The 22,117-nt window shown below is 68.4% G+C and carries 18 protein-coding genes; 3 read left to right on the top strand and 15 right to left on the bottom strand.

What is annotated here, in order from left to right:
* Positions 1-310: 310 nt before the first annotated feature.
* From NG1_RS33350 to NG1_RS33340, 3 genes are all read right to left on the bottom strand, one after another.
* Positions 311-817, bottom strand: a complete 507-nt coding sequence (locus NG1_RS33350) for a mycothiol transferase (RefSeq protein ID WP_062977619.1) — start codon at positions 815-817, stop codon at positions 311-313.
* 37 nt (positions 818-854) lie between these two features.
* Complete coding sequence (gene topA / locus NG1_RS33345) at positions 855-3,701, bottom strand: type I DNA topoisomerase (protein ID WP_373686206.1); 2,847 nt, start codon at positions 3,699-3,701, stop codon at positions 855-857.
* Between the two features lie 373 nt (positions 3,702-4,074).
* Positions 4,075-4,281: a cold-shock protein gene (locus NG1_RS33340; protein WP_011206895.1), complete on the bottom strand. Its 207-nt coding sequence runs from the start codon at positions 4,279-4,281 to the stop codon at positions 4,075-4,077.
* A 436-nt stretch (positions 4,282-4,717) separates the two neighbouring features.
* Between NG1_RS33340 and NG1_RS33335 the strand changes: the two genes are divergently transcribed.
* A complete protein-coding gene (locus NG1_RS33335; RefSeq protein WP_062977615.1) occupies positions 4,718-7,102 on the top strand; it encodes a DEAD/DEAH box helicase in 2,385 nt (794 codons plus the stop codon).
* Between the two features lie 288 nt (positions 7,103-7,390).
* Here the strand turns inward: NG1_RS33335 and NG1_RS33330 are convergent, their stop codons facing one another.
* The 7 genes from NG1_RS33330 to ssd all read right to left on the bottom strand — a co-directional run bounded on the left by NG1_RS33330 (position 7,391) and on the right by ssd (position 13,175).
* Entirely contained in the window at positions 7,391-7,759 is a 369-nt protein-coding gene (locus NG1_RS33330) for an Rv3654c family TadE-like protein (protein ID WP_309247343.1), read from the bottom strand.
* Between the two features lie 77 nt (positions 7,760-7,836).
* Positions 7,837-8,151, bottom strand: coding sequence for a TadE family type IV pilus minor pilin (locus NG1_RS33325; RefSeq protein ID WP_062977613.1), 315 nt, complete (start codon positions 8,149-8,151; stop codon positions 7,837-7,839).
* Between the two features lie 59 nt (positions 8,152-8,210).
* Entirely contained in the window at positions 8,211-8,411 is a 201-nt protein-coding gene (locus NG1_RS33320) for a DUF4244 domain-containing protein (RefSeq protein ID WP_051174813.1), read from the bottom strand.
* Positions 8,412-8,852: 441 nt separating this feature from the next.
* Positions 8,853-9,479 (bottom strand): type II secretion system F family protein, encoded by a 627-nt coding sequence (locus NG1_RS33315; protein WP_245660157.1) that lies wholly within the window; start codon positions 9,477-9,479, stop codon positions 8,853-8,855.
* A gap of 600 nt (positions 9,480-10,079) precedes the next feature.
* Positions 10,080-10,874 (bottom strand): type II secretion system F family protein, encoded by a 795-nt coding sequence (locus NG1_RS33310; RefSeq protein ID WP_062977611.1) that lies wholly within the window; start codon positions 10,872-10,874, stop codon positions 10,080-10,082.
* Positions 10,871-12,055 (bottom strand): TadA family conjugal transfer-associated ATPase, encoded by a 1,185-nt coding sequence (locus tag NG1_RS33305; protein ID WP_062977620.1) that lies wholly within the window; start codon positions 12,053-12,055, stop codon positions 10,871-10,873. Before NG1_RS33305 ends, NG1_RS33310 begins: the two co-directional genes overlap by 4 nt.
* A gap of 10 nt (positions 12,056-12,065) precedes the next feature.
* Positions 12,066-13,175, bottom strand: a complete 1,110-nt coding sequence (gene ssd / locus NG1_RS33300; RefSeq protein ID WP_062977609.1) for a septum site-determining protein Ssd — start codon at positions 13,173-13,175, stop codon at positions 12,066-12,068.
* Positions 13,176-13,745: 570 nt separating this feature from the next.
* On the opposite strand from ssd, the gene NG1_RS33295 reads away from it, so the two are divergent.
* Positions 13,746-14,555: an HAD-IB family hydrolase gene (locus tag NG1_RS33295; RefSeq protein WP_040864499.1), complete on the top strand. Its 810-nt coding sequence runs from the start codon at positions 13,746-13,748 to the stop codon at positions 14,553-14,555.
* Between the two features lie 490 nt (positions 14,556-15,045).
* On the opposite strand, the gene NG1_RS33290 is transcribed toward NG1_RS33295, so the two are convergent.
* From NG1_RS33290 to NG1_RS33270, 5 genes are read right to left on the bottom strand one after another with little or no spacing between them, the layout of a single operon-like run.
* Positions 15,046-15,792, bottom strand: a complete 747-nt coding sequence (locus tag NG1_RS33290) for a Fic family protein (RefSeq protein ID WP_062977607.1) — start codon at positions 15,790-15,792, stop codon at positions 15,046-15,048.
* Between the two features lie 52 nt (positions 15,793-15,844).
* Positions 15,845-17,539 (bottom strand): ABC transporter ATP-binding protein, encoded by a 1,695-nt coding sequence (locus NG1_RS33285; protein ID WP_062977605.1) that lies wholly within the window; start codon positions 17,537-17,539, stop codon positions 15,845-15,847.
* Positions 17,536-18,489, bottom strand: coding sequence for an ABC transporter permease (locus NG1_RS33280; protein WP_062977603.1), 954 nt, complete (start codon positions 18,487-18,489; stop codon positions 17,536-17,538). The genes NG1_RS33285 and NG1_RS33280 overlap by 4 nt, the downstream gene beginning before the upstream one ends.
* Positions 18,482-19,408 carry an ABC transporter permease gene (locus tag NG1_RS33275; RefSeq protein ID WP_062977601.1) on the bottom strand — a complete coding sequence of 309 codons (927 nt, stop codon included), beginning with the start codon at positions 19,406-19,408 and terminating at the stop codon, positions 18,482-18,484. The genes NG1_RS33280 and NG1_RS33275 overlap by 8 nt, the downstream gene beginning before the upstream one ends.
* 54 nt (positions 19,409-19,462) lie before the next feature.
* Positions 19,463-21,052 carry a peptide ABC transporter substrate-binding protein gene (locus NG1_RS33270; protein ID WP_062977599.1) on the bottom strand — a complete coding sequence of 530 codons (1,590 nt, stop codon included), beginning with the start codon at positions 21,050-21,052 and terminating at the stop codon, positions 19,463-19,465.
* Positions 21,053-21,452: 400 nt separating this feature from the next.
* Here NG1_RS33270 and NG1_RS33265 point away from each other — a divergent pair.
* Positions 21,453-22,117, top strand: a 665-nt coding sequence (locus NG1_RS33265) for an AMP-binding protein (protein WP_157114389.1), incomplete at its 3' end; no start/stop codon positions are given.

The following is a 22,117-nucleotide window of genomic DNA, read 5'->3' as shown; positions in this document are numbered from 1 at the left end:
TTCACCGCACGCCCTGCCCCTCCCAACGGTTTCAGGCCGATACCGCAGCACCGCAATGGCGACGCGCGCACTCCCCCGCACGGCCGACTCGGCCCGCAACAGCCGTGCTGATCCGCCGCCGTCCCCGGATCGCGTCCACATACGCGCCCACCGGATCGAAACGTCGCGCGGCCGAACCGACTGGGGGAGACACTCGTATCGCCGAAGAGCTTCGGCGCGCCAGGTGATGCGCGGGAGGACACCTTCGGGGCCCAGCATCACCAGGACCTCACGGCGGCCACAGCAAGTCGGCCGCACTCGACAGACCAGGCTAGGAGGCGCGCTGGTGTGTGCTGTTCGCCCCGTCCAGCGCCTCACGGATGATGTCGGCATGCCCGGAGTGATGCGCGATCTCCCGCAGGATGTGCAGCACCGTGTAGCGCACCGACCACCAGATGCGCTCGGGAGTCCACGGCGTCGTCGGAGTGGGGATAGAGGTGTCGAGGCTGTCCACCGAGCGGATCAGCTCGGCCGTCGCCGCGGCAACCTCGTCCCAGGTCGCCAGCAGGCCTGCCACGGTCTCCTCGGGGGCCATCACGTACTCGGCGCCGAACTGGGAGACATCCAGTTCCGCGTTCTCGTCCCGCCGTACGATCACCGACGTCCAGTGCCGTTCGCAGCTGACCAGGTGGTGCAGCAGCCCGCCAAGGGTCAGCTCGCTCACCGTGGTTCGCTTCCGCGCCTGCTCGTCGTCGATGCCACGCAGGGTGATGCGAAAGAGCTCGCGCTGCTCGGCGAGCATCGCGATCAGATCCTCGCGCTCCTGTTCGGTACTCATGGCGCTCAGGCTACGGCTATCGCCACGCGCCGAGAACTCACGACTTCCCGACGCCGGTCTTCTTCGCCGCCGTCTTCTGCGCCGCGGTCTTCTTGGCTACCGTCTTCGTAGTGGTCGCCTTCTTGGCGGCGGTCTTCTTGGCCGCGGCCTTCTTGGCGGGAGCCTTCTTCGCGGCGGCCTTCTTGGCGGTCTTCTTCACCGGCCCGCGAGCCCGCCGGTCGGCGAGCAGTTCCATGGCCCGCTCCGGGGTGATCGACTCGATCTCGTCGCCCTTGCGCAGCGTCGCGTTGGTCTCGCCGTCGGTGACGTACGGACCGAAGCGGCCGTCCTTGATCACCATCGGCTTGCCACTGGCCGAGTCGTTGCCGAGTTCACGCAGCGGTGCGGCGCTGGACGCCTGCCGCCCACGGCGTTTCGGCTCCGCGTAGATCTTCAGCGCCTCCTCCAGCGTGACGGTGAAGATCTGATCCTCGGTGTTCAGCGAACGCGAGTCGGTGCCCTTCTTCAGGTACGGCCCGTAGCGCCCGTTCTGCGCGGTGATCTCCTCACCGCTCGCCGGGTCGGTACCGACCACACGCGGCAGCGACAGCAGCTTCAGCGCGTCGTCGAGCGTGATGGTGGCCAGGTCCATGGACTTGAAGAGCGAGCCCGTGCGCGGCTTCGGCGCAGCGGCCTTCTTCGCGGTCTTCTTGGCGGGTTCCTGCCCCTGCTCGACCTGCGGTTCGGGCAGGACCTCGGTGACATACGGGCCGAAACGCCCTTCCTTGGCGACGATTTCGTGCCCCGACTCGGGATCGATGCCGAGCGAACGACCCTCCTGCGGCGTCGAGAACAGCTTCTCGGCGACTTCGGGGGTCAACTCGTCCGGCGGGAGATCGTCCGGCAGGTTGGCCCGCTGCGACACCGGATTGCCCTCGGGGTCATCGGGATCGGCGACCATCCGCTCCAGGTACGGGCCATACTTGCCGACCCGGACCACGACATCGCGTCCGTCGGCATCGCTGAACAGCTTGATGGAGTTGATCTCGCGCGCGTCGATGTCGTCGAGCCGCTGCCCCACCATCTTCTTCAGACCGCCGGACCGCGCGACCGACCCTTCCACACCGTGATCGCCGCCGAAGTAGAAGCTGGACAACCAGTTTCCGCGCTGCTCGCGTCCACCGGCGATGGCGTCGAGATCGTCCTCCATGGCGGCGGTGAAGTCGAAATCGACCAGTCGGCCGAAATGCTCCTCCAGCAAGCCGATCACGGCGAAAGCCACCCACGACGGCACCAGCGCGCTGCCGCGCTTGTAGACGTAGCCGCGGTCGAGAATCGTCTTGATGATCGACGAATACGTCGAAGGGCGGCCGATGCCGAGCTCTTCGAGCGTCTTGATCAGCGACGCCTCGGTGTAGCGCGCGGGCGGGTTGGTGCTGTGCCCATCGGGATTCAGCTCGACCGCCGTCACCGCCTGGCCTTCGTCCAGCGCGGGCAGCCTGGACTCGGCGTCGTCGGACTGGCCGCCCGCCTCCTCGTCGACGCTCTCCACGTAGGCCTTCAGGAAGCCGGGGAAGGTGATGGTGCGGCCCGAAGCGGAGAACACGCACTCCTCGCCGGTGCCCGCGACGCCGGTGATGCGCAGCGTCAGCGTGGTGCCCCTGGCGTCGGCCATCTGGGAGGCGACCGTGCGCTGCCAGATGAGTTCGTAGAGCCGGAACTCGTCGTTGTCCAACCGCGCGTGCAATTGACCGGGCGTGGCGAACGTGTCGCCCGCCGGACGGATCGCCTCGTGCGCCTCCTGCGCGTTCTTCACCTTGCGGGTGTACTGCCGTGCGGTCGGGTGCACGAACTCCGAACCGTAGAGCTGCGTGGCCTGCGCACGGGCCGCGGCGATGGCCGACTCCGACAGCGTCGTGGAGTCGGTACGCATGTAGGTGATGTAGCCGTTCTCGTACAGCCGCTGCGCCACCCGCATGGTCCGCTCGGAGGTGAAACGGAGTTTGCGTCCCGCCTCCTGCTGCAGCGTCGAGGTCATGAACGGCGGATAGGGCTTGCGCGTGTACGGCTTGGCCTCCGCCGAGGAGACCACCAGGTCGGCGCCGTCCAGCGCCTCGGCCAGCCGCCGCGCGTAACCCTCGTCCAGGACGACGACGCCGCTCGTGGCCTTGAGCTGCCCGTCCGATCCGAAATCGCGCCCCGTGGCGACTCGCGCGCCGTCGACGGTGACCAGACGGGCGCCGAAGGTCCTCGGATTGGTGGCGTCGCCCTCCTCGCCGTTGCCCGCGTCCAGCTTGGCGGCGATGTCCCAGTACTCGGCGGAACGGAACGACATCCGCTCGCGTTCGCGCTGCACGATCACCCGGGTGGCCACCGACTGCACACGGCCCGCCGACAGCCGCGGCATGACCTTCTTCCACAGCACGGGGCTGACCTCGTAGCCGTAGAGCCGGTCGAGGATGCGGCGGGTCTCCTGCGCGTCCACCAGATCGTTGTCGAGGTCACGGGTGTCCGCGGCGGCGGCCTGGATGGCGGGTTCGGTGATCTCGTGGAACACCATCCGCCGGACCGGCACCTTGGGTTTGAGCGTTTCCAGCAGGTGCCAGGCGATCGCCTCGCCCTCGCGGTCGGGGTCGGTGGCCAGGTAGAGCTCGTCCGCGTCTTTCAGCAGGCTCTTGAGCTCGGTGACCTTGGCCTTCTTATCCGGGCTTACGACATAGATGGGTTCGAAGTCGTTGTCCACGTCCACGCCGAGGCGCGCCCATGACTGGCCCTTGTACTTGGCCGGGACATCCGCCGCACCGCGCGGCAGATCCCGGATATGACCGACCGACGCCTCGACCGTGTAGTTACGACCCAGGTACGGCGCGATCTTGCGGGCCTTGGTCGGGGACTCGACGATCACGAGACGACGCAGGGCACGGCCCTGGTCGGCTGCACCGCGGTCTCGTGTTGCCACCGGCGAATACACCTTTCCTGATCGACCCGCGCTGCGTAGTTTCCGCTGTGCGCGGCTTGGGGTGAGCGGCTGCGACGGCTGAACGTCGCACCAGACACGTTTATACCGTGACGCCGCGTGTGGTCGAGTGCTTCCGACTCGAACCACTGAGCGTACGCCCGCCAGTTCGACTCAGTATGCCTGCCGTTTCGCCACACCTGCGCCGCGGCATGCTCGGCGGACCGATCCGCCGGCGCACACGGGCCGTGACTACCCCAGATATAGCTCGTCCCTCACCCCGTTGCCGGTGGTGAGGGACGAGCTGTGGATCCTCGTGCGCTCAGCTGAGTGCACGCACTCCGGTGGCCTGCGGGCCCTTGGTGCCCTGGCCGACCTCGAACTCGACCTTCTGGTTCTCCTCGAGGGTGCGGAAACCCGAACCCTGGATCTCGGAGTAGTGGACGAAGACGTCAGCGGAGCCGTCCTCCGGCGCGATGAAGCCGAACCCCTTCTCCGCGTTGAACCACTTCACAGTTCCCTGTGCCATTCTGTTCCTTCTCTTTTCTTACCGGAACGGCGGACAACTGGGTTCGTCCACCGGGTCCGTTCCGACCGCTGTACTGTTGGTTCCCCCTGCAGGAAAGCACCAAGCACACCGTTCGCAACATCGATCCTGCTGACGGTTTGGACTTTGGATCCGTCCCTCGAACACAGAAGCTTGCGACCAGGAACCAGTGAACCATGTCTTCGGGCAATTCAACAGTCGAGTTACCGACAATTTGCAAAAAAGTTGATCTTGCGAATGCGCAGGTGAGGGACACAATGGTGGAATCCGGACTTGGGGTTCGTTTGCTTAGTGATAACCGAGTCGATGTTCAGCAAAGAAGCTGTGACCCAGGTCGCTATTTGGTATCGAAATGGCAGGTAGGGGTTGCCGGACGCACACGTTTCACACTTCCGGAGCGTCCTGCGGGGTTCGCGTCGTGAATCAGCCGTACTCAGCGGTCCGTGGACGGCCTCCCTCAGGGCTCAGCTACGGGGCATCGTTGCTGAATCGTGTCCTAACGGGAGTGCCGGACAACGATCCTCGGCTGACGCATGTGGTCGAGCTGCCCGCACGGGCCGCGGCACACTCCGCCTGGCCCGCCTGGGCATCACCGGATGTGGTTGCGGCATTACGCGACACGGGCCTCGAGGCGCCGTGGCGCCATCAGGTGGAGACGGCGGATACGGCGTTCCACGGACAGCACGTGGTGGTCAGTACCGGGACCGCCTCGGGCAAATCGCTCGGTTACCAGCTTCCGGTGCTCACGGCGCTGCAAGCCGATCCCAAGGCCACCGCGCTGTATCTGTCGCCGACGAAGGCGCTCGGCGCCGATCAACTGCGCGCGATCGGCGCGCTCACGCACGAAGGTCCGTTGCGGGATATCCATCCGGCCACCTACGACGGTGATACACCCGCCGAGATCCGCCAGTGGGTACGCGCCAACGCGCGGTGGATCTTCACCAATCCGGACATGCTCCACCTGGGCATACTGCGATCCCACCAGCGCTGGGCGCGCGTACTGCGCAGGCTGCGTTATGTAGTGGTCGACGAATGCCACGCCTATCGAGGTGTTTTCGGCTCGCATGTCGCGCTGGTGCTGCGCAGGCTGCGGCGGATCGCCGCACGATACGGCGCGGACCCGGTGTTCGTGCTCTGCTCGGCGACCTCGGCCGAACCGGCGGCGGCCGCGTCGCGCCTCATCGGCGCGCAGTGCACCGCGGTCACCGCGGACGGATCGCCGCAGGGGCCACGGACCGTCGCGCTCTGGGAACCGCCCTTGCTCACCGCGTTCACCGGCGAGAACGGTGCGCCGGTGCGCAGGCCCGCCACCGCGGAAGCGGCGCGGATCATGGCTGATCTGGTGGCCGAAGGCGCTCGGACCTTGACCTTCGTCCGCTCGCGCCGAGCCGCCGAACTCACCGCGATGGAGGCCAGAAGACTGCTGGCCGAGATCGATCCGGACTTGGCCGCGCGTGTGGCGTCCTATCGCGCGGGATATCTCGCGGAGGACCGGCGTGATCTGGAAGCGGCCTTGTCGGACGGGTCGCTACTGGCCGCCGCGACGACCAACGCCTTGGAACTCGGCGTCGATATCGCAGGGCTGGACGCCGTGGTCATCTCCGGTTTTCCCGGAACGGTCGCGTCGTTCTGGCAGCAGGCCGGACGGGCCGGGCGACGCGCTCAGGGATCGCTCGTGCTGCTCGTGGCGCGGGACGACCCGTTGGACACCTACCTGGTCCACCATCCGGAAGCACTGTTGGACAAGCCGGTCGAGGCCACCATCACCGATCCGCGCAATCCCTACATCCTGGGACCGCAGCTGCTGTGCGCCGCGCTGGAGCTGCCGCTCACCGACGCCGAGGTGGACGAACTCGGCGCAGGTGAGGTCCTTGCCGAGTTGGCGGCGAAAGGATTGATCAGGCGGCGCGGAGCGGGGGATCGCGCGCGCTGGTACGTGACCGCGGAGACGCAACCGCACGACGCGGTGGATGTCCGGGGCGGCATCGGCGCTCCAATAGCCATCGTGGACGGCGAAACCGGCAGGCTGCTCGGCACCGCGGATGCGGGGCGGGCCCGGGCCACGCTGCATCCCGGCGCCGTTCACCTGCACCAGGGCGAGACCTACGTGGTCGACGAGCTGGATCTCGACGACGGCGTGGCCTTCGTGCATGCCGCCGAGCCCGGCTGGACCACCAGCGCGCGTCAGGTGACCTCGATCGCCATCGATGCGGTGACCGATCGCCGCTCTCACGGTCACGTGACGGCCGGGCTGGCGCGGGTGCGGGTCACCAGTCAGGTGATCGGCTACCTGCGCACGCTGGTCACCGGCGAAGTGCTCGACTTGGTCGAACTCGATCTACCGCCGCAGACACTGCCCACCAGGGCGGTCATGTACACGGTGACGCCGGAGCTGCTGGCGCTGGCCGGAATCGAACCCCAGGACGTGCCCGGAGCGCTGCACGCGGCCGAGCATGCGGCAATCGGGCTGTTGCCCCTGGTGGCGACCTGCGACCGGTGGGACATCGGCGGCGTCTCCACCGCCGAGCATCCGGACACCGGGCTGCCGACCGTCTTCGTCTACGACGGCCAGGCCGGCGGAGCCGGGTTCGCCGAGCGCGGCTTCGCCCAGCTGCGGCAGTGGCTTTCGGCCACCCTGTCGGCCATCGAGTCGTGCGGCTGTGCGGCCGGCTGTCCGTCCTGCGTCCAATCACCCAAGTGCGGCAACGGGAACCACCCGCTGGACAAGGCGGCAGCGGCACGCCTGCTCACCGCCGTGCTGACCGAACTGTCCGCCGGTGCGGAGGCATCGCACGATTCGTGACAGCGCAGAGTCGGACGCGTGACCAATTGTCGACCTTGCCAGCGCGGACGCTGGGAAGACTGGGAGACCTCCCAGTGGAATGACACCGCTTCACCCCCCGCGAATAAAAAGGATTAGTTTCATGTTAACTAGAGTATTGCCACTGGGTCCATTGCCGACATGCGCAATCCTCGATATTTGATATCCGGACCCGCGCGGGGAATTCCACGGGCCCACTTTTAACCGGCCAGTAGAATTACCGATTTCCGCTACCGGACGCGACGTAAGGGCGACCGTGTATCGAACTCGTCAGCCTTCAACCGGGCCGGCCCGCGCACTCGCTCGAACGACGCGATCGCCATACAGACCTATTGGTACATTCCTTTCCACAACGACCGTGAGGTCCCACTCCGCAACCTCACAGACGCGGATTCGTGTCCCCATCCGCCGCGCCGCCTCGTCCGCCTCCGCGCATCCGGCTTCGACGCCGGCCACCAACGCGCCCGCACCGGCGAGCGCCGCCGAATCCGCGGCTGCCTGCGCCCGATGCCGCGCCACCACCACGGTGCCCACCTGGGCGATCAAGAGCGTCACACCGATCAGTCCTACGAGCGCCAGGCAGCTGAAGACTGTGGCCAACCCGTCCTCCCTGGATGCGCGTCGTGGACTCCGCGCCACAGATGCATCCCGCCAGGCCGACAACTCTCTTGATGCGCAGCGTTGCCCGTGTGGGAGCACGCCGTGGGTACCCCCTCTCACTCCGCGACCCCGGGTTCGATCGTCGCGACCGCTTCCGCGCGGAGGGTGAGCAGCGGTAACAGTGGAGTTCCCGCGGAGACCACGGCTATGGCACGAGTGCCCTCGATGCGGAGTGCGATGTCGGCCGAGGGCGGGGCGATGCGCTCGGCCGCCGGGCGAGCATTGGCATGATCGCCTCGAGCGGCGAGGCGGGCCGCCTCGCGGGCGGCGTCGACACAGCGGACCTGCGTCGACGCCGCCAGTAGAGCCCCGAGGCAGAGCACGACGGCCGCCATGAGCGCGGTCAAGGCGAGCGCGGCCTCGACCGTCACCGCTCCCCGATCGTCGCGCGGTCCCGGCGCGGCACGGCATCGTTCTGCCGCGGCAACGCCTACACCGACGTGTTGAGCGCCCGGTCGATGATCTTCGTCAGCGCGTTCACGATGCTGTCGCCGGTCACCACGCCGTAGAGCACGGCGCCGAATGCCGCCGCCGCGATCGTGCCGATCGCGTACTCCGCCGTGCTCATGCCGTCCTCCGCGACCACCGCCCGAAGCACTCGCACCCGCAAGCCCATATATACAGCCCTCATCCTCCGGCCCACGGACCTCGCGACCCCCTGGATACGCACCCGATTCCTCCTTTCCGGCCCGTGCGGCCGCTCCGCACGGGCACGCTTGTTCCGAAGCGGTCCGCAGCGCGTGCCGCCGTCTCGGAACCACCTCGCCGCCGCCGATCCGCACACCCGGATCAGGCGAACGCTCGCCTCGCGAAATGCCCGGCGGCGCCACCTCGCCCCGCCGCACCGCCGACCACGGACCGCCGCACCGTGCTCCCCCGAACCGGTCACACTTCCGAGCCGACACTGTCGGGTCGCGAGGCCACGGCACGTCGCGGAATGACAGCAATCCGCTCACACCCCGTCTGCTGTCACACCCGCGCACCGCCGCACCCTGAACCGCCGAACCCGTCCGAAAGCACCGCGTGCTTCGAACCGATCTAGTGGAAGGCAAAGTCGCGGGATGCCGCAGGATTACAACAGTCCGCCGTCGAGCACTCGTCCTGCCAAGCCGATGACCACCGGCACTATGCCGAGGCAAACGAAGGCCGGGAGGAAGCACAGACCCAACGGCCCGCCGATCAGGACACCCGCGCGCTCCGCCTTCGCTGCTGCCGTGTCTTCGACCGCGGACCTCTGCTGCTCGGCCAGTTCCAGCACCGCGGCCGCCAGAGATGACCCGGAGCGTGCCGAGCGGCGTGCCATCCGGGCCAGTGACTCGATCTCCTCGGCCCCGGGACGCCCATTCGCGTCGCACGCCACCTGTTCCCAGACCGTGGCCGCGTCGGCACCCAGTGCGAGCAGGTCCGCGGCGCGTCTCAATGCTTCGCCGAGCGCTTCGGGCGCCTCCGGCGCGACGGCCCGCGCCGCGCCTGCCATGGGCAGCCCGGCCCGCAGGCAGGCGGCCAGCAGATCGAGAACCGAGGCGACGGCCAGCGGATCCATCCCCTTGTTCGCTCGGCGCGACGACTCGGTCGGCCCGTGGTGGGCTCGGCCGAGGTCGGATAGCCGCCGGCTTACGGCGACCCGCCCCGGGAGCAGGGCGAGCGCCACGGCTACCAGCAGTAACGGCAGCGCCGCATTCGGGGTGAACGCCATCATCAGCCTCCTTAACCTGCCCTGTGGCGCGAGAACCGCAGATATGACCTGGCGTCAGCACATACGGCGACATACCGAACGTCACAGACGTGCCACCGCACGCACCACACGTCGAGCGACAACCACGGACACGACCCCTCATCAGGACAGACGGCGGCACACCGAACGCCACGGACCTTCCAGCGCCCACCACGACCCTCGAGTGAAAACCGGGGACGCGACCCGTCGCGTGGCTGCACGGCGGCGTAGCACGCGTCACCGGCTTGCCGGAACCCCCGGAACGCTCGGTGCGAGGATCACGGGTACGGCCTGCTGGTAGGACACACGGTGACATGCCGCGCTCGGCCGACCTGCCGCCGCCGACACACTCGCCGATGAGTTCGGTCGGCGGTCGCGGCACTGGGCGGGTACTGCGGACCGGGCGGTGGCTTCGTGCGGCCGTACCGCTCGCGGTTATGGCAGAAACCACCGCTGCCATCGGCGGCCCTACGAACCTCCATGTCTCGCCGACGGATCTCCATGCATCGCGTATTGACGCCGACATCGAAAGCGGTAGGTCGGCTTGGATATTGGGCCGCTCACGGCCGACCGTCGTAAACGTCTTCAAATCAGCACCTTTCGCGTGATCACATCGGTCCACAGCAGGCCCGCGCAGGCCAGGCCCGCGCCGAGCGGAAGCAGCACCGTCCCTGCGGACGAGGCGAAGAGGACGTGCAGCGGCGCTGCGCCCATCATTTGGCCGAGGGCGATGCCGAGAAGCGGCAGGCAGGCGAGGACCGCGGCGGTGGCGCGCGCGCCGGCCAGCGCGGCTGTGGTACGGCCGTGGAATCGAAGGCGGCCCGCGAGATCCGTTCGGGCTGCCGACAGCAGCTCGGCCAGCGCCAGGCCATGCCGCTCGGCCACCTGCCAAGCGCCCGCGACCCGGGAAAGTTCTTCGGTGATCAAGGAATCCGGTCTGCGCAGGCCCTCCGCCGCCGAGCCACCGAGCCGGCTGCGTGCGGCGCCGATGGCGAACGCGCGTGCCGATTCGCCCCGCACCTCACGCGCGGCGGTCTCGGCGGCGGCGCTCGGGTGCGCCCCCACCCGCAGTTCGGCGATCACGGCCTCCAAAGCGTCGAGCAGATGTCCTTGCTCGGCACTCCTGCGCCGGTCCCGCGCCGCCCGGCGGGCACGCAACCCGACTGTTCCGCTGACCAGGCCGGCTGCGAGGAAAGGACCAGGGCCGAAGACGAGGAGCACAACCACCACGCCTGCGCTCGCAACTGCGCGAAACAGTTTTTCGCGCTCCGGCATCCGATACTCGGCTCGCGCGGTCGACAACCGCTCGAACCGGCGGCGCGACCGCGGCGCGGGGACCACGATCAACGCCAGCGCGAGACACAACATCGCGCCGCTCATCGGTCGAGCCGTTCGGCGAGCAGGCTGGACAGGTCCGCGGCGGCCGGAGCCGCACCCGTGTCGTGCCACGCGGCCGTGATCCGCACGTGTCCCTCGCCGGTACGGTGCACGAGGCCGATCTCGCGTAAGCCGCGCGAGCCGTCGGATCGACGGTGCACATGCAGGACGACCTGCACCGCGGCGGCGAGCTGACTGTGCAAGGCCGCTCGATCCATTCCGCCCAAGGCGGCGAGAGCTTCCAAGCGGGCCGGGACTTCTCGCGGTGAGTTGGCGTGCACGGTGCCCGCTCCGCCGTCGTGACCGGTGTTCAACGCGGTCAGCAAATCCACCACCTCGGCTCCCCTGACCTCGCCGACCACGATCCGGTCCGGCCGCATGCGCAGCGCTTGGCGGACCAGGTCACGCACGGTGATCTCACCGACGCCCTCTACGTTCGCGGTCCTGGCGACCAGCCGGACCACGTGCGGATGCGGTGGCGCGAGTTCCGCCGCATCCTCGACGCAGACGATCCGCTCGGACGGGTTCACCGTGGCGAGCAGGCCGGACAGCAGCGTCGTCTTGCCTGCGCCGGTGCCACCGACCACGAGGAATGCCAGCCTCGCCCGGACGATTCGTTTCAGCAGGACCTTCGCGTCGGCGGGCACCGCGCCCGCCGACGCGAGCGCGTCGAGTCCCTGAGTAGCGGGACGAAGTACGCGCAGCGACAGACAGGTGCCCCCGTGCGCGACCGGCGCGAGGACCGCGTGCAAGCGGACACCGAAGGAATCCCCCAGTGCCGCGCCGGTTCCCGTCAGCCGGCCGTCCACCCATGGCTGTGCGTCGTCGAGCCGTCGCCCGGCCGACAAGGCCAGGCGCTGCGCCAGCCGCCGTACCGCGGCCTCGTCGGAGAACCTGATCGAAGTCCGCTCCAGACCGTGCCCGCGATCGATCCACACCGCGTCGGGCCCTGTCACCAAGACGTCCGCGACGTGCGGATCGTGCAGTAGCGGTTCGAGTACGCCCGCGCCGGTCAGCTCCGTCTGCAACAACCGCAGGGCGCGCAGCAGATCGGTGTCCCCCAGCACCCCGCCCGCTTCGGCGCGGATCGCGGCGGCGACCTGCGCCGGATCAGGATCGCCGGTCTCGGTGGCCAGTCGTTCCCGCACCCGATCCAGCAGCTCGGTGGTCAGTATCGCGCTCATCTTCCCCGCCTCACCTCCGCTGTCCAGGTGGTGCGCCGAGCACGCCGAGCACGGCGTCGGCGGCATCGCGCAACGGTCCGCGCCTGCGGACCGAGATCCCGCCACGCTCCAGCCGGTGCGCCAGACCGCTCTGGGCACGGACGGCGGCGAGCAGTGGAAGATCGAGCACCTCGGCGACCTCGGGCGCGCGCAGGCCACCGGGCGCCGGGCCGCGAACGATCAGGCCCTGGTTCGGGTTTCGGCGCGCGATGTGCGCGGACACCGCTTCGGCGGCGGCGACCGCCCGCAGGCGCGCCGGGACGACCAGCACCACGAGATCCGCCGAGTCGAGCATCTGGTCGGCATGCGGTCCGCGCTCACCGGAAATGTCGCAAACTACGAAATCGCCTGCGACACGGCCCGCTTCGATCACAGCGCGGACTCCGGCCGCACCGAGCTCGCGTGGCAATCGTCCCGCACCGCAGCGCCCGCAGGACAGTACCGCCAGTCCGGGCGCCGCGATGGGCAGGGCGCCGTGCAACGCGGTCGCGGAGACCCGCCCGTCCTCGATCACCAGATCGGGCCAGCGCAACCCAGCCGTGTTCTCGATACCGAGCAGCAGGTCGAGGCCACCCGCGAAGGGTGCGCCGTCCACCAGCAAGGTCTCGCGCCGGAACCCTTCCGCGGCGGCGCGCAGCGCGACAGCGACGGCCAAGGTGGATGCCCCGGCCCCACCGCCCGCCCCCGCGACGGCAACCACCACACCATCGCCCGCACGTTGCTCGCCGTACTCGGCAAACATCTCGATAAGCCCCACCGCCGCGCCGGGCAGCGCGATAGCCCGCTCCGCCCCGACCGAGGCGGCAGCCTGCCAGTCGAGCAAGCCTGGCTCACCATCGGTTACCAACACCACGCCGGTCCGGCGCAGGTATCCCGCCGCGGCCGCCTCCCGCGCCGCATCGGTGTCGAGTATCACCAGCGGAGCGCCCGTCCAGGCATGCCTGCCGACGGGTTGGGTCCGCTCGTCGAGAGACCGTTCGGCGGCCGCCGCGATGCGCCGGACCTCCTCGCGCAGGCGGTCGTCATCGATGAGCACGAGAGCGGGCGGCGGCCCGGTCGGCTCCGATGCTTCGAGGTTCATGCAGGTCAGCGTCGCTGAACACGCACGGACAGAGAAGGGCCGATGTGCCGAATGTGGATAGCTTCCGGGGTGTGGACAACTTCCGAGCCGGGCGTCCTACCGCACTGTCCCTGAAATAGAGGACGGCCCCAGCCGGGGGGGGAGGAGGCTGGGGCCGTCGGGGTTCAGCCCCGGGGGGTCGGGCTGAACGCGCCTGGACCATGTCCAGGTGCCAGCAATACTACACCCAAGCCCCGCCCACAACGCAAGTCTGCCGACGCACATCTTTGCGGCCCTCGTGGCTTCGGCGTCTACGGGGCAAACTCCACCGACGCGCCGTCCGCACGCCCGCCGCCGTTCGGCACACACGTGCCGATCGGGCACCACCGTCGTCCATCCGCCGCCCACCTGCGGCGGATCGAAGGCAGGGAAGCCACACGACAGGCGCGGCAGACCCGATCCGCCGGTCCGCCAGGCCACCGCACCGGGCTGCCGAGATGATGCGGCCACGCGGCCGAAGCACCGCAGTGAGCCGCCCCGCAGCTCAGCGCCCCTCCGGAGGGAGGCGACTCCGCCGCCTATCCTGGTCAGGTGGACAACTCAGCCCCTACGGGTGGACGCGTCGCGGCCTTCTTCGATCTGGACAAGACCGTGATCGCGAAGTCGAGCACGTTCGTGTTCAGCAAGCCCTTCTTCGCGCAGGGGCTGTTGAACCGCCGCGCCGTCCTGGAGAGCAGCTACGCACATTTCCTGTTCCTGCTGTCCGGCGCCGACCACGACCAGATGGAACGCATGCGCGCCCACCTGACCAGCATGTGCGCGGGCTGGGACGTCGAACAGGTGAAATCCATTGTGGCCGAGACGCTGCACGAGCTGGTCGATCCGCTGATCTACGCGGAGGCCGCCGACTTGATCGCCGACCACAAGATCCGGGGCCACGACGTGGTGATCGTCTCGGCCTCCGGCGAGGAGATCGTCGGTCCGATCGCCGAAGCGCTCGGCGCTTCACACACCGCGGCCACCCGGATGGTCGTGGCGGACGGGAAGTACACCGGCGAGGTCGAGTTCTACTGCTACGGCGAGGGCAAGGTCGCCGCTGTCGAAAAACTCGCCGCCGGGGAGGGTTACGACCTGTCGCGCTGCTACGCCTACTCCGATTCGATCACCGATCTGCCCCTGCTCGGCGCGGTGGGGCACCCCACCGCGGTCAACCCGGATCGCAATCTGCGCCGCGAGGCCACCGCGCGTGGCTGGCCGATCCTGACCTTCTCCAACCCGGTATCGCTGTGGGCGCGTTTCCAGGCGCCGTCCTCGACGACGGTCGCGGCCACGGCCGCGGTCGGCTTGAGCGCGGTGCTGGCGGGCGCGATCAGTTACCGGATGCTGCGCCGCCGGCGCTGATATCCGAGCGCTCGAGCACCTCGTGATACCTGGTCGCGGGATGCTTGCCCGAGCATTTGCCGACTTAGCACACGCTGCGGCGGACCAGGCATTTAACCACGAAACGCCGGGAAACACGCCGATTATTCAATGTCTTACCATCCCTTGATGTGAGTGCAGTCACAGTGTAGAAAGGTAACTACGGAAGGGCGGAAGGCCAAGGCAGTACCGGAAGAGAAGGCACTGTCTCCCGACCATCCTTCCCAGCACGGACACCAGGCACCCACGCGGAGCGCGCCGCGACAAGGGCAGAAGCGTTGTGGGCCTGCGAAATACGGATAGTCGACGGCGAAGGCCTCGCACAGGTTGCGGGGATGAACCGGCCGATGTCCGGATTGTCGCCGAGGCCGCAGAACACAACCCACCTAGCACGCTTGGTAACCGGGTAGTCCGTGCTAGCGGGCGGTGAGGTCGACAGACAACGCCGCCCGCTTTGATGTGTCCGGGGGGGTTATCCCGCCGCCGAGTCGGCGATCGATGTGGCTTCGCGCGCACCGTCTTCGAAGGCCGCGCAGCAGAAGATCACCCATCCGCCCACGGCCTCCGCGTCCCCGGATTCGAACCCGGCGGCCGCGTCCAGGTACGCCTGACGCCTGCGCAACAAGAACACCTCCGGCACGCCGAGGCTGTGCGGGTCCAGCCCACTGGACACCGCGACCAGCCGGGACGCCGCCCGCGCGACCACGCCGTCGGCCGTGCCGAACGGCTTCAGCGCCAGTAGCTCACCGTGTACTACGGCGGCGAGCACCGGTGCGGGCGCGCGGGAGCCGACCACCGTCTGCGCCAGCAGGTCCAGCCGCTGCGCTACCCCGGAATCGAAGCGCGGCCTGCCGAGCGACTCCTCCTGCGGCACCAGGTCGGCCGCGGCGAGCAGATGCAGCCGGGCCAACGCCTGCAGCGGAGCGCGCTGCCAGGTGCCGACCAGATTCCGCAGCGCATTCCCGTCCAGCGCCTGACCGACGCGCAGCGACCCGGCCAGTATCGGGTCCGCCACCCGCCCGTCGGCGGGGATGTCCGTGCTGCCCCCGTCGATGGCCGCCGAGGACCGCGCCGCGCGCACCGCGGCCTCGGCCGCCGTGATCGGCCACCCGCGCCGGTTCGCTTTGTGCCGGTGCACCGCGGCGAGCGCGTCGCGGGCGCGGTCGGCCGCGTCCCGGACACCGGGAAGATCGACGAGGGGCTGCAGCGGATCGGTCACGGCATACGAGGCTACTTGCGGCCGCGCGGAACGATCCGCTCGCCCGGCTCGCCTACCCGGCTAGCAGATCGCGTCCCGGGATCGCGTCGAGCAGCTTGCGCGTGTACTCCTGCCGAGGATGGTCGAACACCTCGTCGGTGGTCGCCGCTTCGACCACCTTGCCGCGCTGCATGACGAGCACGTCGTCGGCGATCTGCCGGACGACGGCCAGATCGTGGGTGATGAACAGATACGCCAGACCCAGCTCGGCCTGCAGCTCGTTGAGCAGCCGGAGGATCTGAGCCTGCACCAGCACGTCGAGTGCGGACACCGCCTCGTCGCACACCACCACCTCCGGCCGGAGCGCGAGCGCACGCGCGACGGCCACGCGCTGACGCTGCCCCCCGGACAGCTCGTTGGGGTAGCGCCGCAGCACATCGGCCGGCAGCGCCACCTTGTCGAGCAGCTCCCGCACGGTCGCCTCCCGTTCTTCGGGAGTGCCGATCCGATGGGTGCGCAACGGCTCCTCGATGGTGCGGTAGATGGTGTACATCGGGTCGAGCGACCCGTAAGGGTCCTGGAAGATCGGTTGCACCCTGCGGCGGAAGGCGAACGCGCCCTTGCGGTCCAGGGCGGTCACGTCCTTGCCGTCGAACGTGACGGTGCCGGAGGTGGGTGCGAGCAGCCCGAGCACCATCTGCGCCACCGTCGTCTTGCCCGAGCCGGATTCGCCGACGATCGCCGTGGTCGACCCGCGCCGCAGCCGGAACGACACGTCGTCCACGGCGACGAATTCGGTCGATCTCCACGGCGTGCGCTCGCGGATGCGGAACGTCTTCGTCAGGTGCTCGGCGACCAGCACCTCGTCCGGAACCACCGGGAGTTCCGTGTCGGCCGCCGCCACCTGCTCGGCCACCTGGACCGCCTGCGCGCGGATCTGCGCCCGGCGCCGCACCGCCGAGCGCCGCGCGGCCAGCGACGGCGCCGAACTCACCAGCCGCTTGGTGTACAGGTGCTGCGGATCGCGCAGAATCCGCAGGGCGGGGCCGGATTCCACGACGCGGCCGCGATACATCACCACCAGGTGTTCGGCCCGCTCCGCCGCCAGGCCCAGGTCATGGGTGATCAGCAGCACGGCGGTGCCGAGTTCGGCGGTGAGCCGGTCGAGATGGTCGAGGATCTGTCGCTGCACGGTCACGTCGAGCGCCGAGGTCGGTTCGTCGGCGATGAGCAGCTTGGGCCGGCAGGACAGGCCGATCGCGATCAGCGCGCGCTGGCGCATGCCGCCGGAGAACTCGTGCGGATACTGGTTCACCCGGCGTTCGGCGTCTGGCATGCCCGCTTCCTCGAGCAGCTCCACGGCCCGTTTCCTGGCGGCCTTGCCCTTCGCGATGCCGTTGGCCTCCAACGTCTCGCGGATCTGGAATCCGACCTTCCACACCGGATTCAGATTCGACATCGGGTCCTGCGGAACGAGCCCGATGCCGCTGCCGCGGACCGCGACGATCTGTCGTGCGGAGGCCGCCGTGAGGTCCGTGCCGTCGAATCTGATCGTGCCGGAGGTGATCCGGCCCGTGCCGGGCAGCAGGTCGATGATCGCGTGCGCGGTGGTCGACTTCCCCGAACCGGATTCGCCGACGATGGCCACGGTCTGCCCGGGATAGACCGACAGGCTCACATCGCGGACCGCGGGCACCGGCTTGCCGTCGGCGGTGAAACTCACGTTCAAATCGGTGATCTCCAGCAGCGGGCGCTCGGTCTCGCTCATCGCTTCCTCGCCTTCGGATCCAGGGCGTCCCGCACGGCGTCGCCCAGCATGATGAAGCTCAGCACGGTCAGCGCGAGCGCCGTCGCCGGATAGAACAGGATGGCCGAGGTGCGGATCTCCTTCTGCCCGGTGGCGATATCCGCACCCCAGGACACCACCGTGCGGGGCAGGCCGACACCGAGATAGGACAGCGTCGCCTCGGTGACGATGACGACCCCCAGCCACAGCGTGGTCACCACGATCAGCGGTCCCGCCGCGTTCGGCAGCACGTGACGCAGCAGCGTCCGGATGCGGGAGACGCCCAATGCTTTCGCCGCCGTGACGTAGTCGCTGTTCCTCGCTTGGATGACGGCGCTGCGCGCGATCCGCGCCGCCTGCGGCCAGGTGAACGAGGCGAGGATGACGATCACCGTCCAAATAGTGCGCGCCTCCAGCAGCTGCATGATCACGATGGCGGCCAGCATCAGCGGGATCGCGTAGAAGATCTCGGCGACCCGGGAGACGATCGAGTCCAGCGGCCCGCCGTAGAAGCCCGACAGCGCCCCGAGCGTCCCGCCGATCAGTACGAACAGCAGCGTCGCGCCGACACCGGCGAGCACGGAGGCCCGTGCGCCGTAGACCGTCCGGGCGTAGATGTCGCAGCCCTGCTTGTCGAAACCGAACGGGTGGCCCGCGCCGCGCGGATCCATGCTGAAATCGCCGTTGCAATACCGCGGGTCCTGATCGGTGAACAACCCCGGCCAGATCACCACGATCAGCACGAACACGATCAGCACCGCCGCCACGACGAAGATCGGGTTGCGCCGCAGCTGCCGCCACGCGTCGCGCCAGATGCTGGTCGGCGCGCCTGCGGCGGGCACGGCGTCGGTGGCGAGCACCTCGACCTCGTCGGGCGGGGCGACGAAGTGCTCCTGGCCGCGGCGCGGCTGCCCCTCGGTCAGGTCAGGCATAGCGGATCCTCGGGTCGAGTGCGGCGTAGAGCAGGTCTACGACCAGGTTGGTGACCAGGAAGATGACGATCAGCACCGTGACGAAGGAGACCACGGTCGGCGGTTCGCCCCTGGTGATGGCCTGGTAGAGCGTGCCGCCGACGCCCGGGATGTTGAAGATGCCCTCGGTGACGATCGCACCGCCCATCAGGGCGCCCAGATCGGCGCCGAGGAACGTGACGACCGGGATCATCGAGTTGCGCAGGATGTGCACGGTCACCACACGCGGCCTGCCGAGTCCCTTGGCGGTCGCGGTGCGCACGTAGTCGGCGGACATGTTCTCCGCCACCGAGTTCCGGGTCAGTCGCAGAACGTAGGCGAACGACAGCGAGCCGAGCACGAACGCGGGCACCACCAGTTCACCGACCGTCGCCTTGCCGGACACGGTCACCGGAACGATCCCCCACTTCACCCCGAGCAGATACTGCGCGAGGAAGCCCACCACGAAGACCGGCACCGCGATGACGATCAGGCTGACCACGAGCATCGTCGAATCGAACAGTTTGCCTTTGCGCAGCCCGGCGATCAGGCCGAACAGCACGCCGAAGACCGACTCGATCAGCACGGCCATGAGCGCGAGTTTGATCGTGATCGGGAACGCGCGCGCGAGTTCGTCCCGCACCGGCCTGCCGGAGAAGGCGGTGCCGAAGTCCAGCGTGACGATGCCTTTCAGGTACAGCAGGTACTGCACGAGGAAGGGCTCATCGAGGTGGTAACGCGCCCGCAGCTGTGCCTCGACCGCGGGCGTCATCGGTTTGTCGCCGGCCAGCGCGTGGATCGGATCGCCCGGGACGAGGAACACCAGGGCGTAGATGAGCAGCGTCGCCCCGAGGAACACGGGGATCATCTGAAGCAGACGCCGCACGACATACCAGGCCATTTCGCCTCCTGGGTAGCGCCGCCGAGCGCCGTGCGGACGCCGGGCGGCTGGCGGCTACTTCTCGATGTTCTCGAAGGCGAACAGACCGTTCCAGGCGAGTTCGGCATTCCGCACCCGGTCGGAGCGGCCCGCCGCGGCCACGTAGTCGAACACGGGAATGTCGGCCAGGTCCTTGATCAGCAGCACCTGCGCCTGCGCGACGAGCTTGTAGGACTCCTCCTGGGTCGACGCGGCCAAGGCGGCATCGAGCAAGCGGTCGAACTCGGGACTGTTGTAGTCGACGTTGTTGGTGTCGGAGTAGCTGTAGTACTGCGAGGTGAGGAACTGCAGCATGGTCGGGTAGTCGCCCTGCCAGCCGTAGCGGAACGCCTTGTTGATCGTGTGCGCGTTCACCTCGTCGCGGATGTTCTTGAACGTCGGGTACGGCACGCCGATGGCGTCGATGCCGAGGGTGTTCTTGACGCTGTTGGCCACCGCCTCCACCCAGGCCTGATGCCCGCCGTCGGAGTTGTAGGCGATCTCGTAGCGGCCCGACCACGGCGATATCGCCTCGGCCTGTGCCCACACCTTCCTGGCCTCGTCGGGGTTGTACTTCAGCACCTCCGTGCCGGGCAGGTTCGCGTCGAAGCCGGGCAGCGTGCTGGCGGTGAAGTCGCGCGCCGGGATCCGGGTGCCGTGGAAGATGTTCTGCGCGATCTGTTCCCGGTTGATCGCCATCGAGATCGCGCGGCGCCGCAGCAGCCCCTCCTGACCGGCGAAGTGCGCGACATTCGCCTGAATGCCGATGTGCTGATTCTGGGCGGTCGGCTTGGTGATCGCGCGGTCGCCGAGATCCTGCTGATAGGAGGTGAGCGCGCTGTCGGGCACGGTGTCGAGCGCGTCGAGGTTGCCCGCCTGCAGGTCCGCGTACGCGGTATCGAAGGACTGGTACATCACGAACCGCAGCCCTTTGTTCTTGGCCGGGCGGCCGCCGGGGTATTCCGGGTTGGGCACCAGATCGATCTTGACGTTGTGCTCCCACGCCCCGGCCCGGGCGAACTTGTACGGACCGTTGCCGATCGGGTTCTCCCCGAACGCCTTCATGTCCTTGAACGCGGCTTCGGGCAGCGGATAGAACGGCGCGTACCCGAGTTCGGTCTCGAAGTCGATCGACGGAGCTTTCAGCTCGATGGTGAAGGTGCGGTCATCGATCACCTTCAGGCCCGACATCGTCTGTGTCGTCGGCTTTTCCGCGGTCACCTCGTCGAAACCGACGATGGGGCCGAACACGTAGCTCTGCAACTGCGCGTTGCTGCCGAGGGCCCCGTAGTTCCATGCGTCGACGAACGACTTCGCCGTCACGGGGGTGCCGTCGGTGAACTTCCAGCCGGGCTTGATGGTCACCCGGTAGTTCTTCCGATCCGTGGTCTGGATCGACTCCGCCATCTCGTCGTGCGCCTTGCCGTCGGCGTCGTAGTACTTCAAGCCCGCGAACAGCCGGTCGACCACGCGCCCGCCCATGTTCTCGTTGGTGTTGGTGGGCACCAGGGGATTCTGCGGCTCGCCGCCGTTGACGGTGACGATGTCGGCGTCGGCGCCGTCGCCCGAGGAACATGCGGACAGCCCGAGCGTCGTGGCCAGTACGACTGCCGCGGTCAGCGCCATCGCTCTGTGGAATTTCAACGCGTCCTCCCGATGCGAGAAGGGGGGAGCCGATCGGCACCCGCGCGAGGTCCATCAGCGCATGCCGACACGATCCCCCTGTGTGTTGGCAGAGTAACGACCGGCGCGGGCACTGTCACCTGATTGCGCCGAGTTCGGTGCACTTGTTACCGATCCGGCAACATCGCCGAAACACCCCATGTTTCGTGCGGAAACGGGCCATTCGACCGGAATATTGCCTTCGTCGGGGCGGGGAGGGACGCACGTCCCGGGAGGACGCGCGGCGGTGCGGTGCGCGCGGAGCCCGGCCGATACACCGCACGCGGCATGGGTCACAGTTGATTACTGTCGAACTCGGCTGCGTCGAATCGTGCGCTCAGGCTACGTGGAAAGAAGAGACGAGATGACTGGAACCAGCGCCGACCACAGGGACTCGTACCCGCCGAGCGCGGAGTTCGCCGCTCAGGCGAACGCCGACGCCGGGTTCTACCAGCGGGCGGCGGCCGATCGGGAAGCATTCTGGGCCGAACAGGCCGGACGGTTGCACTGGCACCAACCCTTCACCCAAGTACTGGACTGGACCGACGCACCAGTCGCGAAATGGTTCGCCGACGGAAAACTCAACGTCGCCTACAACTGCGTGGACCGCCACGTCCTGGCCGGCCACGGCGACCAGATCGCCATCCACTGGGAAGGCGAACCCGGCGACTGCCGCACCCTCACCTACCGCGACCTACTCGACGACGTATCCCGCGCCGCCAACACCCTCACCGACCTCGGCCTCACCGCAGGCGACCGCGTCGCGATCTACATGCCCATGGTCCCCGAAGCCATCATCGCCATGCTCGCCTGCGCCCGCCTCGGCCTGACCCACTCCGTCGTATTCGCCGGATTCTCCCCCACCGCGCTGCGCCAACGCGTCGACGACGCCGCCGCCCGCCTGATCATCACCACCGACGGACAATACCGCCGCGGCAAACCCGCCCCCCTCAAAGCCGCCGTCGACCAAGCACTAGGCCACGACACCACCACCGTCGAACACATCCTGGTCGTGCGCCGCACCGGCAC

It is taken from the genome of Nocardia gamkensis NBRC 108242, assembly GCF_001612985.1.
GTDB lineage: Bacteria > Actinomycetota > Actinomycetes > Mycobacteriales > Mycobacteriaceae > Nocardia > Nocardia gamkensis.
Note: the sequence above shows the minus strand (reverse complement) of the source record. Positions and strands in the feature narration are given on the sequence as shown.

Bases quoted from the DNA above. Each gene is read 5' to 3' on its own strand.
- NG1_RS33310 (WP_062977611.1), bottom strand. From the start codon at position 10,874: ATGAGCGGCGCGATGTTGTGTCTCGCGCTGGCGTTGATCGTGGTCCCC.
- NG1_RS33320 (WP_051174813.1), bottom strand. From the start codon at position 8,411: ATGAGGGCTGTATATATGGGCTTGCGGGTGCGAGTGCTTCGGGCGGTG.
- NG1_RS33305 (WP_062977620.1), bottom strand. From the start codon at position 12,055: ATGAGCGCGATACTGACCACCGAGCTGCTGGATCGGGTGCGGGAACGA.
- NG1_RS33315 (WP_245660157.1), bottom strand. From the start codon at position 9,479: ATGATGGCGTTCACCCCGAATGCGGCGCTGCCGTTACTGCTGGTAGCC.
- NG1_RS33285 (WP_062977605.1), bottom strand. From the start codon at position 17,539: ATGAGCGAGACCGAGCGCCCGCTGCTGGAGATCACCGATTTGAACGTG.
- ssd (WP_062977609.1), bottom strand. From the start codon at position 13,175: ATGAACCTCGAAGCATCGGAGCCGACCGGGCCGCCGCCCGCTCTCGTG.
- NG1_RS33275 (WP_062977601.1), bottom strand. From the start codon at position 19,408: ATGGCCTGGTATGTCGTGCGGCGTCTGCTTCAGATGATCCCCGTGTTC.
- NG1_RS33280 (WP_062977603.1), bottom strand. From the start codon at position 18,489: ATGCCTGACCTGACCGAGGGGCAGCCGCGCCGCGGCCAGGAGCACTTC.
- NG1_RS33350 (WP_062977619.1), bottom strand. From the start codon at position 817: ATGAGTACCGAACAGGAGCGCGAGGATCTGATCGCGATGCTCGCCGAG.
- NG1_RS33270 (WP_062977599.1), bottom strand. From the start codon at position 21,052: ATGGCGCTGACCGCGGCAGTCGTACTGGCCACGACGCTCGGGCTGTCC.
- NG1_RS33340 (WP_011206895.1), bottom strand. From the start codon at position 4,281: ATGGCACAGGGAACTGTGAAGTGGTTCAACGCGGAGAAGGGGTTCGGC.